Raw genomic sequence first — 12,117 nt, forward strand, 5'->3', positions numbered from 1 at the left:
GTAGGATTTTGAATGATCAATATCAAAATAAAACCCCAAAAGATGAAGGGCATGTCAGCTCCTTATCATTTGGGATTTATTTAAACCAGCCTTTTTCTTTTGAACGAGTGATGGCTTCAATTCGATTTTTCACTTCTAGTTTATCTAAAATCATTGATATATAGTTGCGGACTGTCCCGTTTTTAATACTTAGTGCATTGGCAATTTCTTTTGTGTTTTTTCCATCTGCTACAAGCTCTAGCACAGCTTTTTCTCTGTCTGTAAGCGGGTTTTCCTCGCTATATATATCTTCCATCAATTCGGGGGCGTACACACGTCTTCCTTTCATGACATTGCGAATGGCACTAGCAAGTTCTTCACTTGGACTGTCCTTCAGCATATAGCCACTCACACCAGCTTTTAGTGCCCGCTGAAAATAACCAGAACGAGCAAAGGTCGTTAAAATAATAATTTTCACATCTTTATCTTTGAGCTCTTCAGCAGCGTCAAGACCAGATTTTCCTGGCATTTCAATATCCATTAAACATATATCAAAAGAATGTTCATCTGCAAAATCAATGGCATCCTGACCGCTTGTTCCTTTGCCAACAACGGTCATATCATCCTCTAAATCGAGTAGTGAGCCAAGTGCACCGAGTAGCATTTGCTGATCTTCGGCGATGAATATCTTAATCATTTGTTTCCCTCCCTTTCTTTTGATTTTGGATCATTTGGAATTCTCATTGTCAGCTTTGTCCCATGTGCCGTATCAATTTGCAGGTGACCATTTGCAAATTCAAGTCTTTCTCTCATACCGAGAAGACCGTGCCCTTTTGTAGGGAAATGAGTATCCTCTCCTTTAAACGTGCCGTCATCTTCGACAGTAATCACGACTTCTTTCAATAACTGCTGAATGGTCACTCTGCATATCGACGCATCACTATGTTTAACGACATTGGTAACAGCTTCTTTGATACACATACTCATAATATTTTCATTGAGGAGAGAAATATTTTTGGGCGCTTCTTTTTCTTCATAAATAAACGTGATATTCGCAGCTTCAAGAATTTGTCTAATATTGTTTAGCTCATCCTTTAAGCGAATACCTTTCATAGAAGATACGATTTTTCGCACTTCATTTAGTGAGGTCCGGGCTGTTTGTTGAACACTTTTCAGCTCAGCACGAGCTTGTTCGGGATCCTTGTAAACCAATCTTCGAGCGAGGTCACTTTTTAGTCCAATGAGTGACAATTTTTGTCCGAGTGTATCATGAAGATCACGGGCGATCCGCTGCCTTTCTTCAAGCTTGACTAGATCAGCAATTCGTTCATTCGCATTTTCTAATTTGACCTCAAGTCTTTCCCGTTCTTTCCGACTTCGAATATTGAGTGGTAGAAGAATGGCACTAATGAGGGTGATCACGACAAACGGAATTTGTGTAAGGAACCAATCCTTTTTAAGAATAAGGCTGAAGTTAACTGCAATTGCAGCACTGGCAATATGAATATAATATAAAATGTAAAACGGTATTTTATCTCGAATATGGCCGTTGAAATAAGCAATAAAAAAGGCGAAGTAAATGTAGCTAAACAGCACCACAGAACCTGTCGAAATGCCAATTAGAAGCAGACCCCATAAATACAAGGACCAGCCTTTTGATAAAAATGCAAAGCGGTAAGCAATAAAAAAGACAAGTGTGAGTATACTGCCGACAACAATGATTATGGTTGACGGGGACTTAAAAATAAAATAAAAGGGAAGGATGAAAAAAATCGTCCATATATAAGGGGAAATCCCATGTAGTTTTTGAAACTTAAAAAACTTTTTCATCCTTACGCCACCTTTGAACATTTTTCATATCTATTAACACTTTATCAAACCGCTCCATTTGATGCATCCTTCATACATAGAAAGCCCTTTCTACGATGAGAAAGAGCCCTTTGCATTTAAGCGTTTTTCTTTAATAATTCTTCTTTCACAATTGGCGAACGGTTCGTCTTTCTCGCTTCTTTAAAGGTGACAAATGCTTTAAGGTCTTCATCCCATAAACGGAATTTCATTGATTCTAAACTTGATTTTAAAGTGATGGTTGGGACATTTTTTAAAGGTTCACTTTGCTCATGTGCTACTTCCAGCTTATAATTTGGCACTCTTGGGCTTAAATGATGTACGTGGTGGTATCCAATATTGCCAGTTAACCACTGAAGCAACTTTGGTAGTTTATAAAATGAACTACCTTCTACTGCAGCTTGCACATAGTTCCAATGCTCATCTTCTTCAAAATAAGAATCTTCAAACGTGTGCTGTACATAAAACAACCAAATACCCAATGACCCTGAAATAAGAAAGATTGGACCTTGAACAAGTAAGAAACCTTGCCAACCAAAGATGAGACAAGTACCGACAGCTAACAAAACGATTGTAACGTTTGTTAAATACGTATTCCAACGTTCCTTTGTACGGGCACCTTTCACATTAAAGCGGTTTTGAAGTAAGAATACGAAAATGGGACCTAAAATAAACATATTAAACGGATTTCGATATAGTCTGTAACGAATTTTTGTCCATACTGATGCTTCCTGATATTCTTTCACAGTCAAAAGCCAAATATCACCCGTACCACGTTTGTCTAAATTGCTACTTGTTGCATGGTGAATCGAGTGGCTTCTTTGCCATTGAAGATAAGGAAAAAGTGTCAGTACACCTGTAATAAAACCAAATAGGTGATTGAACTGTTTCTGTTTAAAGAAGGATTGGTGACAGCAGTCATGGAAGATAATAAAAATGCGTGTTAAAAAACCTGCTGCAATGACCGTGAAGGCGAGGGTCAAAAGGTAGGAGATATTAAGGCTGAAGTATGCGAGAAACCAAAGCGCAAAGAATGGCAAAAAAGTATTCATAAGTTGCATGATGCTATGTTTTGTATCAGCTCCAGAAAATTTGGCAACTTGTTTTCTTAATGTAGCTTGTTGTTGTTGGGTGGAAGTTTGATTTATCATGAATGTCAAGTCCTTTCCTTTTCGTTCTGTTTCAAAGTATACGGAGAAAAAGATCGTGTTTATAGTAGCAGCCATCATGTATTGAATATGACATTTGTCATATTTGAGTTGGAAAGACTGATATATCAAGGATTTAAGTCATTATATTTTTGGCTAAAAAGTGTGACATATCCTTTTAAAAAGTTCTTTTGCGAAGATATAAGAGTTTGATACAATGTAGGAATAAATAATTATTCATAAAATTGTTTAAAAATAAATAGTTGGATAGATTAAAGGAGTTAACAGACATGAATCAAGAATGGGCAACTTTAGCAAAAACAATTCCTTACCGCCTCGCACCGAGTATGGCAAAGGATCATCCAAACCTCCCTGTAGTAAAAGAAGAGGGCTGCTATTATTACGGAGCCGACGGAAAAACATATTTAGATTTTACATCTGGTATTGCAGTCACCAATGTAGGGCATCGTCACCCTAAAGTCGTTGAAGCGATTAAAAAGGCAGCAGATACATTTACACATGGACCAATTGGTGTCATTCAGTATGAATCGATTTTAAAGTTAGCCAATGAGCTTGCTGAGATCATGCCAGGTGATCTTGATTGCTTTTTCTTTGGTAACAGTGGAACAGAGGCGGTAGAAGGAGCCTTAAAACTTGCTCGTCACGTGACAGAGCGCCCTTACGCCCTTTCTTTTATTGGCTGTTTCCATGGCAGAACACTCGGATCATTAGGCGTGAGTACATCAAAAGGAAAGTACCGCAAACATCAGCCTCACACCATGAATGTTCAAATTCCATATTATACGCCAGGCGATGATGAAGAGACAGCAATTAAGAAGCTGGAAGCAAGCTTTCAACAAGTTTTTGCACATCAAGTGTTGCCTGATGAAGTGGCATGTGTCATTTTAGAGCCTGTTCTTGGTGAAGGAGGTTATATTGTACCGCCTCGTAGTTGGCTAAAGCGAATTCGTGAAATATGTGACGAACATGGCATTCTCTTAATTTTTGATGAAGTACAAACTGGCTTTGGCAGGACTGGAAACTGGTTTGCTGCTCAAACATTTGATGTCACACCAGATATCATGGCAGTTGCCAAAGGAATTGCATCAGGTCTTCCGCTTAGTGCAACAGTTGCTAATCACAAGCTCATGCAAAAGTGGCCGCTTGGTGCTCATGCCACAACTTTTGGCGGCAATCCAATCGCTTGTAGTGCGGCGCTTGCGACGATTGATATTATCAAGGAAGAGAATGTTCTTGAACATGTGCAACAAATACATGCATATGCCAAAGAGAAGTTACACAGTATCCAATCATCCTTTAGCCAAATTGGAGAAGTTCGTTCGATTGGAATGATGTTTGGGATCGAAGTCATCAATCCACAAACAGGAGCACCTGATGGCGAGACAGCCATGAAGATTTTAGATTATGCTCTTGAAGAAGGTGTCTTGTTTTATTTCTGTGGTAATCAAGGCGAGGTGCTTCGCATGATTCCGCCATTAATCGTGACCAAAGAACAAATTGACGAAGGCCTTGAGAAATTAACTGCGGCTTTAAACCGCCTGAATGCATAAATGCTGACCGTTCCCTTTAAAAGGTGGAGCGGTCTTTTTTATTTAATCAACAAGTGCTGTTTTCTTCATTTTGCGAATACGTTTACATTGTGAAAATGATTCAAAAGGAGAGACTGTAGCGTGCAAATGAAAAAAGTTCTGTTGTTTTTTATGTTGATTGGTGCGTTTTTTACGTTCATGGGGGGCGACAAGCTTGAAGCAGTGAAACAACAAGAGGTAATGAAATTTGATTTTGGCAGTAGGGATGTCGAAACAGGGTATAAAGGAGTGAAAGCAGAAGATCAATATACAAAGGAAAAAGGATACGGTTTTTATTCACCAAAGCAGATGGAAAATGTGTCTGCCTCAGGCACGGGTGTAAAAAAAGATGCAGTGCAGTTTCTTTCGTATGGAATGAAAAGCACAAACACCTTTCAAGTGGATTTGGCAAATGGTTGGTATGAGGTTGAAGTCATCCTCGGTGATACTGCAAGAGCGAGTGTAGCGGCTGAAGGATATTTCCAGGTCATGAACATGACAGGGAACGGTGCGAGTGCCACATTTCGTCTACCGATTACAGATGGGCAGTTAAATCTATTAGTCACAGAAGGCAAAGAAGGAACTGCATTTACCCTAAGTGCCCTTCATATTCAAAAGCTTTCGGATGATGCAACGGGCGATCAAACCCTTTTTATTGGTGGTGATTCTACGGTCTGTCAATATTATCCGCTTGATTCAAGTGTGCAAGCAGGTTGGGGACAAATGATCGAACCCTTTTTACAAAAGGGGGCGTTTTATGTAAAAAATTTAGCGACAGGAGGGCAGTTCGCTAGAGGTTTTTATCAGGATGGGCAGTTTGCGTCTGTTTTGTATGCCATGAAACCAGGTGATATCTTCCTCGTTCAATTTGGAATCAATGATACGAATCCGAAAAATAACGAAAGTGAAGCAGAATATAAGGAATGGATGAGGGAAATGATTCGCCAGGTGAGGCAAAAAGGAGGAGAAGTCATTCTATCAACACCACAAGGCAGAGCAACAGATTTTAATGAACATGGTGTCCATTCCTCAACAGACAGATGGTATCGAATGTCTACACTTGCACTTGCTAAAGAGGAGCAAGTAAGGCTTGTAGATTTGAATGTGTTAAGCTCAGCATACTTTACATCAATCGGCAGAGAAGCGACAAGTCAATTATATATGGAAGGGGATTCACTGCACCCAAACAGAAAAGGTGCGAAAGAGCTAGCACGCATCATCACAACAGAGCTTAAAGCACAAGGTGTCAAAGGTTTTTAAACGGGCCCTGATCAAGGGTCTTTTTTTAATAGCATTGATTATGCGCCATTGATCTCATGATGTTTTTCAAAGTGGAAGTGGTCTATAATTGAGAAATGAAGAAAAGGGGGAGCTCTATGCAAATTGATCATATTGGAATTGCAGTGAGAGATTTAGATGATGCCATCACTTTTTATACAGATATCCTTGGTGCAGCGTTAGTTGATCGGTACTCAAATGAGAAAGAAGGCGTTGAGACGAATATCGCTGTGATTCATACACATGATGAGGTCATTGAGCTTTTATCACCGACGAGTGCAACGAGTCCAATTGCGAAGTTTTTGAAGCAAAAGGGAAAAGGTGTACACCATATTGCTTATCGTGTTGATGATCTTCATGAAACAATGACCAAACTTAAAGAAAAAGGAATGACCTTTTTGGAGGATACCTATAGGATCACTCATTTGGGCAGACGACTCATTTATATGAATCCAAGGCACTCAGAGGGAGTGATTACAGAAATATGTGATTATCCTTATGAAAAATAAAAAGCGAGGCGTAAATGCTTCGCTTTTTATCTGTTATGATCGTGCTTCATGCACCTTAAGACTTTTACCCTTAATGGTTGTCTGACGCATTGCTTGTAATACGAGAGGGCCTTTCCCGTTTAAAATGTCTACATACGTCTTCGTATCCTGAATGGTGATAATGCCAATGTCTTCGAAATCAACACCGTCTATCTTCGCAATTGTCCCGACAAAATCCACAGCACGTAGCTTTTTTTTCTTTCCGCCATTAAAATAAAGTTTCATGATATTGCGTTCTAATTGTTCTAGTTTATTTTCCTTTTGTAGCGGGATGTCTAGTTTTTCTTCAAAGCTTGTGACATGGAGCTCAGCTTCTTCCTTTGTTGGAAAGGCTTCTCTTGTAAACGTAAATCCGAGGTCTGTTTCTAATTCATGAATAAGAGGCAGTTCTTTCTCAGTCAAAAAGGCAATGGTTTTCCCGCTTTTGCCTGCACGACCAGTTCGACCTGTTCTATGGATATAGCGCTCTTTTTCGTATGGCAGATCGTAATGTATCACATGTGTCATATCTGTTACATCGATGCCTCTTGCGGCAATATCGGTTGCCACTAAATAGCGAAATTCCCCATTTTTGAATTCATCCATCACAGCAAAACGATCCTCTTGTCTCATCCCACCGTGAATTTTGTCACAGGGAACATCCCAGTCATCTAATCGAGCAGTGAGGTCATTCACACGTTCCTGAGTATTGCAGAAAATAATACAACTGTCCGCATTTTCAATGACGATGACACGCTGAAGAAGAGAGAATTTTTCCTCTTCTACTGTTTCAATAATGGAATGGATGATGTCTTGCTTAGGTAATTGATCGGGTGTTGCATCAATGACAACAGGTGTCCGCAAATACTTTCTGCTTAGTTCTTTCATTTCATCTGGCATTGTTGCAGAAAAAAGCATGGACATCCGTTCCTTTGGAAGGTGCTGAAGAATTGACGTCACTTGTTCAATGAAGCCCATATTAAGCATTTCATCTGCTTCATCAATGACGAGAAACTGTAGCCGATCTAAAAAGAGTGTTCCTTTTTCAATGTGGTCGAGTACACGTCCTGGTGTCCCGCAGACAATGTGATTTTTTTGCTTGAGCTCTAATTTTTGCGCGCCAAAAGGTGACCTTCCATAAATGGCAGCCGCTTTGATCCGTTTGAATCGTCCGATATTTGTCAGGTCCTGCTTTACTTGCAGGGCAAGCTCTCGTGTTGGAACGAGAATAAGTGCCTGTGGTTTATTCTCATACCAGTCCACCATCTCACAAAGCGGAATGCCGTATGCCGCTGTTTTGCCACTTCCGGTCTGCGCTTTCACAATCAGGTCTTGTTTTGAAAAAGCAACTGATAAGGTTTCATGCTGGACAGGTGTTGGTGCTGTATAGCCTAGTTGGTGTAGTGCAGTTGTCATTTCTGCACTTAAATCATAATCTTCAAAACGTTGTGTACTCATATTCGTTCTCCTTTAGTCAGTAAAGCTCATATTGATTCTTGTGACATCATATCACACTAAGCGCCATGATGAGGAGTTTGGTCATCAAGCCGACATTGCCCCTAGTCAGCATCTATCGAGAAAGTATCCTTAAAATAATCTTCCCTTTGAAGACAGTTTCACTCATTCGTAAATAAAAAAACCCCAATCAAGGGGCTTTTGTTTTATAAAAATCTACGTTTGACCTTTTCCCAGTAGGAGTTGTCTTTTAATTTGACCGTTTTGATCATTTTGCCAGAAAGACCGATGTCAATTTGTTTGACATGTTTTGTCCCAAGTGCTTCATTATCAAGACCGATAATCGGGTGGTCGTTTCCATCTTGGACAACTTTCAGTGTCAGCTTCCGGTCACTGCTTAAAATAAAAGGAGCACCAAGCGTTCGGTACGAATTGTTGTTTAATGAAGCAAGCTCGGTCACTTGCATACATGGAAGCATAGGATCAACTACGGCACCGTTTACTGATTTGTTGTAGGCAGTAGAGCCTGTAGGCGTGGAGATAATCATCCCATCTCCTCTAAATGTTTCAAAGTGTAAGTCATCTATAAATACATCAATGACAAATGTTTTAATGATGCTAGAGCGAATTGACAGCTCATTTAAGCAGTGGAATTGATTGGTGTTGTCAACGCTTACATTTATAATCGGATATTTTCTCACTTCGATTTGTTCGGTGTTCATGGCATCAATCATTTTATCAAAATGGTCTAACGAAAAATCACAGTATAAATGTGAACTCTCTGATTTTGATACCCCTATATACAAGCAGTCATCACGGAATTTAGTTTTACGTACTGCTTGAAGAAATGTGCCATCTCCGCCAATAGAAGCGATAATATGTGCATCCTCTGCACGGTCCACTACTGTGAATCCTTGATCGGTAGCGAGCTTCTTTAGAGAAGAAATGTGTTCATCCAATTCATGATCTTTTTTGTAAAAGAAAAATACATTACGACGATGGTCTGTCATTGACGTTCTCCCCTTTGTTGTCAAAAATGAATGTCCTTAAAAGGGTATTTATGTTAAACCCTTGTTCATAGTTTACACTCTTTTCATTTGAAAGTAAAAAGAATAGAGGTGGGCTACCATTGTCATCGCTTTGTAAAATGTCTTTTTCATGCTTAAATGATTCAATATATATGTTTTGTCAAATAGTCTTTTTAACCAGAAATCGTTAAAAAATAAGTGTGATCGAAAAAAAGTGGGAGAGTTGAACTAAAAATCATGTGAGCTAATTGAACGTGTAGATAGGTTAAAAAAAGGATTTTGCATGTGTCCTTGATTGATCAAGGATGTGTAAAGTTGATCGTCATTTGTTATAGGTGCTATCATATGATGAAATGAAATGTAAAAAAACCACAGTTGCTTTGAAACATTTCATGTAGGTATTCGTAAGTATGTGGTGAGTAGAAAAAGGAGGAGAAAAAATGAATGCAAAAAGATGGGTAGCCCTAGTCATTGCAATTGGTGTATTCGGCTTCTCGGTTGTGATTAGTGTAACAATGGCACTTTTCCAAAGCTTCAATGATACGCAAATGAGCTATCAATTCGGGGATGAAATGGAAGAAAAGGTATTAGAGGATGGAAGTGGATCGAGTAAAATTGCCGTCCTTGAAATCAATGGAACCATTCAAGACAACGGCGGTGCATCTAGCCTGTTAGGCGGAGAAGGATATGACCACCGTACCTTTTTAAAGGAGCTTGAAAAAGCAAAAGAAGATTCTTCAGTTAAAGGTGTTATACTACGTGTTAATTCTCCGGGTGGTGGAGTGTACGAAAGCGCCGAAATACATAAAAAATTAGAAGAAATAAAAAAAGCAAAAAAACCAATTTACGTTTCAATGGGATCAATGGCAGCATCAGGTGGCTACTATGTTTCAGCGCCAGCAAAGAAAATTTTTGCTTCTCCTGAAACATTAACAGGGTCTCTAGGTGTAATTATGCAGAGCTTAAATTACTCAAAACTAGCAGATAATCTAGGCATTAAATATGAAACACTCAAGAGCGGGAAATATAAGGACATTATGTCCCCTAATCGTGAAATGACAAAAGAAGAGCGCAATATTATGCAAAGTATGGTCGACAATTCCTATGAAGGTTTTGTGAAGGTTATTTCTGAGGGTCGAGGAATGTCAAAACAAGCTGTGAAGAAGATAGCTGATGGCCGTGTATATGATGGAACACAGGCGAAGGCAAACGGTTTAGTTGACCAGCTTGGCTATTATGATGATGCTGTGAAAGCCATGAAAAAAGATGAAAAAGGCTTGAAAGATGCCCAAGTCATTGGTTATTCACAAAGCTTCGGCTGGAGCTCATTATTCTCTATGAGTGCAAGCAAATTGTTTAAGAGTGAACTTGATTTTCTCAACTTAAAAGAAACACTGGCTGGCTCAAATGGGTCAAAACCAATGTATCTCTATTCTAAGTAAAGGAGGGACACAAGATGGATTCCACATACGATGAAGTAAGCGGAAACGGCGGAATGGTTGAAGAGACGAAAAGCGAACCTGTCAAAAGCAAGGCCATTGATGTGCACGCATATGCAGGCTTTTGGATTCGTTTTTGGGCATTTTTGCTCGATGGGATTGTAGTTTGGAGTGTGAATCATTTGACGGTTTCTCCATTTTTCAGTCTTTTCGGCTGGTCGAAAGCAGGCGGGTGGTTTTCACCTTATTCCGTCACAACCGCCATTGTCTTTTTGCTCTATTTTGCGATCATGACAAAGATTTTTTCCCAAACACTTGGAAAGATGGTGTTTGGTATCAAAGTCATTTCATTACATCCTGAGAAAAAACTAACAGGGGATGTCATTTTCTTTAGAGAAATCGTTGGTCGATACATCAATTTCGTTGGAGTGCTTTATCCGATTGTTGGTTTTTCTCCAAAAAAACAAGGTGTGCACGATTATTTCGCAGATACTGTTGTCGTACACGAAAATCTTTATGAAAAAAAAGAATCAGATCAATAAATGTAAGAGCCTGATCGAGAGTGATCAGGCTTTTTTTGTTTGTCTAGGTATAAAATGGCAAGGTTAAGACATAATCGTAGGGAAAGCATCATTCGTAATTAGGGAAGTGATCGAATTGTTTTATGTGTGGATTGCAGTTATCTGCATCCTGCTCAGCTTGTTTTTGATCATGAAAGTCACCATTTCGTTTGAATATCTACATGCGAATGACAATGACAAAATCGTATTAAAGATGAACACTTTATACGGATTGATCAGATTAAAAAAAGTGATCCCAATGGTCAAAGTAAATACAGGCGATCAAACCATTGATATCCGTGAGACAGAAGTGACAGGCACAGGTCAAGAAGAAGCTCAACTAGAAAAAGAAACTGATCGCAAAAAAATCGGTAAGACAGATATAAAAAATGTTTTCCATCAAATGGAACGAATGACAAAAGAGATTGTCGACTTAAACCAAATTCTGCGTCAGTTCTTTATTCAAATGAAAGTTGTGTCACTCCATTGGTCAACGATCATTGGTTTGCATGATGCAGCTTTAACAGGAGTGGCTGCCGGTGGGGTTTGGTCAGTGAAAGGTGCACTTATGGCTTTTCTTCAAGAGCATTTGACGTTCAAACATAAACCAATGTATGAAGTCATTCCAGCTTTTCAACACACTATGTCCAAGACGCATTTTTCATGTATAGCCTATTTTCGAATTGGACATGCTATGCTTGCGGCTATTAGATTGCTTGTCCACTGGATAAAAGGACGGAAGGCGAGAAAGAATGCCTCTATCCAAGCAACGAAGAATGAATCATCTGTTTAAGGAGGGACCCAAAAATGGCAGATCATCCAATCCAAGGTCTGATGAAGACTGCGATGGAAAATTTAAAAGAAATGATAGATGTTAATACGATCATTGGTGATCCAGTTGAAACACCAGATGGAAGTGTCATCTTAACCGTTTCAAAGGTCGGCTTTGGCTTTGCAGCGGGTGGAAGTGAATTTAATGGACATCAAACGAAAGAAAAGCGTTCGGAAGATCAGGAACGCAAAGAACCAAAACTCCCATTTGGCGGAGGAAGCGGTGGAGGGGTGTCGATTACACCAATTGCTTTCTTAATTGTCGGGACAAATGGCGTCAGGATGCTTCATCTGGATGAACATACACATCTACTTGATAAAATCTTGGATTCTGCTCCTCAAGCAATTGAACGTCTTCAGCATATGTTTAAAAGAGATGAACGGGAGCATCATAGGAAAGAAAGAAAACTAGATGACATTGATTTATAAAAGTTA

General features: G+C 39.3%; 12 protein-coding genes. 7 read left to right on the forward strand and 5 right to left on the reverse strand.

Annotation, left to right across the window (positions count from 1 at the left end; genetic code table 11):
• Positions 1-76: 76 nt before the first annotated feature.
• From ACQKEZ_RS00765 to ACQKEZ_RS00775, 3 genes are all read right to left on the reverse strand, one after another.
• Positions 77-676 (reverse strand): response regulator, encoded by a 600-nt coding sequence (locus ACQKEZ_RS00765; RefSeq protein ID WP_427297922.1) that lies wholly within the window; start codon positions 674-676, stop codon positions 77-79.
• Complete coding sequence (locus tag ACQKEZ_RS00770) at positions 673-1,809, reverse strand: sensor histidine kinase (protein ID WP_427297924.1); 1,137 nt, start codon at positions 1,807-1,809, stop codon at positions 673-675. Before ACQKEZ_RS00770 ends, ACQKEZ_RS00765 begins: the two co-directional genes overlap by 4 nt.
• Before the next feature lie 116 nt (positions 1,810-1,925).
• Entirely contained in the window at positions 1,926-2,978 is a 1,053-nt protein-coding gene (locus ACQKEZ_RS00775; RefSeq protein WP_427297926.1) for a fatty acid desaturase, read from the reverse strand.
• Between the two features lie 287 nt (positions 2,979-3,265).
• Between ACQKEZ_RS00775 and ACQKEZ_RS00780 the strand changes: the two genes are divergently transcribed.
• From ACQKEZ_RS00780 to mce, 3 genes are all read left to right on the forward strand, one after another.
• Positions 3,266-4,546: an aspartate aminotransferase family protein gene (locus ACQKEZ_RS00780; protein WP_427297928.1), complete on the forward strand. Its 1,281-nt coding sequence runs from the start codon at positions 3,266-3,268 to the stop codon at positions 4,544-4,546.
• Positions 4,547-4,672: 126 nt separating this feature from the next.
• The gene (locus tag ACQKEZ_RS00785; protein WP_427299276.1) at positions 4,673-5,824 is read left to right on the forward strand and encodes a rhamnogalacturonan acetylesterase; all 1,152 of its coding nucleotides are present in this window, start codon (positions 4,673-4,675) and stop codon (positions 5,822-5,824) included.
• Between the two features lie 116 nt (positions 5,825-5,940).
• Positions 5,941-6,351, forward strand: coding sequence for a methylmalonyl-CoA epimerase (gene mce / locus ACQKEZ_RS00790; RefSeq protein ID WP_427297930.1), 411 nt, complete (start codon positions 5,941-5,943; stop codon positions 6,349-6,351).
• Positions 6,352-6,384: 33 nt separating this feature from the next.
• Here mce and ACQKEZ_RS00795 read toward each other — a convergent pair whose 3' ends face one another.
• Together ACQKEZ_RS00795 and ACQKEZ_RS00800 are read right to left on the reverse strand one after the other, a co-directional pair.
• A complete protein-coding gene (locus ACQKEZ_RS00795; RefSeq protein ID WP_427297932.1) occupies positions 6,385-7,827 on the reverse strand; it encodes a DEAD/DEAH box helicase in 1,443 nt (480 codons plus the stop codon).
• 203 nt (positions 7,828-8,030) lie between these two features.
• Entirely contained in the window at positions 8,031-8,834 is an 804-nt protein-coding gene (locus tag ACQKEZ_RS00800; protein ID WP_427297934.1) for an NAD kinase, read from the reverse strand.
• Between the two features lie 458 nt (positions 8,835-9,292).
• On the opposite strand from ACQKEZ_RS00800, the gene sppA reads away from it, so the two are divergent.
• From sppA to ytfJ, 4 genes are all read left to right on the forward strand, one after another.
• Positions 9,293-10,294 carry a signal peptide peptidase SppA gene (gene sppA / locus ACQKEZ_RS00805; RefSeq protein WP_427297936.1) on the forward strand — a complete coding sequence of 334 codons (1,002 nt, stop codon included), beginning with the start codon at positions 9,293-9,295 and terminating at the stop codon, positions 10,292-10,294.
• A 14-nt stretch (positions 10,295-10,308) separates the two neighbouring features.
• A complete protein-coding gene (locus tag ACQKEZ_RS00810) occupies positions 10,309-10,833 on the forward strand; it encodes an RDD family protein (RefSeq protein ID WP_427297938.1) in 525 nt (174 codons plus the stop codon).
• A gap of 124 nt (positions 10,834-10,957) precedes the next feature.
• Positions 10,958-11,644: a DUF2953 domain-containing protein gene (locus ACQKEZ_RS00815; protein ID WP_427299277.1), complete on the forward strand. Its 687-nt coding sequence runs from the start codon at positions 10,958-10,960 to the stop codon at positions 11,642-11,644.
• A 14-nt stretch (positions 11,645-11,658) separates the two neighbouring features.
• A complete protein-coding gene (gene ytfJ / locus ACQKEZ_RS00820) occupies positions 11,659-12,111 on the forward strand; it encodes a GerW family sporulation protein (protein ID WP_427297940.1) in 453 nt (150 codons plus the stop codon).
• Positions 12,112-12,117: the final 6 nt, after the last annotated feature.

Origin of the sequence: Bacillus sp. NPDC077027 (assembly GCF_050269555.1) — a bacterium.
Taxonomy (GTDB): domain Bacteria; phylum Bacillota; class Bacilli; order Bacillales; family Bacillaceae; genus Bacillus.

Bases quoted from the DNA above. Each gene is read 5' to 3' on its own strand.
- ACQKEZ_RS00765 (WP_427297922.1), bottom strand. From the start codon at position 676: ATGATTAAGATATTCATCGCCGAAGATCAGCAAATGCTACTCGGTGCA.
- ACQKEZ_RS00770 (WP_427297924.1), bottom strand. From the start codon at position 1,809: ATGAAAAAGTTTTTTAAGTTTCAAAAACTACATGGGATTTCCCCTTAT.
- ACQKEZ_RS00775 (WP_427297926.1), bottom strand. From the start codon at position 2,978: ATGATAAATCAAACTTCCACCCAACAACAACAAGCTACATTAAGAAAA.
- ACQKEZ_RS00780 (WP_427297928.1), top strand. From the start codon at position 3,266: ATGAATCAAGAATGGGCAACTTTAGCAAAAACAATTCCTTACCGCCTC.
- ACQKEZ_RS00785 (WP_427299276.1), top strand. From the start codon at position 4,673: ATGAAAAAAGTTCTGTTGTTTTTTATGTTGATTGGTGCGTTTTTTACG.
- mce (WP_427297930.1), top strand. From the start codon at position 5,941: ATGCAAATTGATCATATTGGAATTGCAGTGAGAGATTTAGATGATGCC.
- ACQKEZ_RS00795 (WP_427297932.1), bottom strand. From the start codon at position 7,827: ATGAGTACACAACGTTTTGAAGATTATGATTTAAGTGCAGAAATGACA.
- ACQKEZ_RS00800 (WP_427297934.1), bottom strand. From the start codon at position 8,834: ATGACAGACCATCGTCGTAATGTATTTTTCTTTTACAAAAAAGATCAT.
- sppA (WP_427297936.1), top strand. From the start codon at position 9,293: ATGAATGCAAAAAGATGGGTAGCCCTAGTCATTGCAATTGGTGTATTC.
- ACQKEZ_RS00810 (WP_427297938.1), top strand. From the start codon at position 10,309: ATGGATTCCACATACGATGAAGTAAGCGGAAACGGCGGAATGGTTGAA.
- ytfJ (WP_427297940.1), top strand. From the start codon at position 11,659: ATGGCAGATCATCCAATCCAAGGTCTGATGAAGACTGCGATGGAAAAT.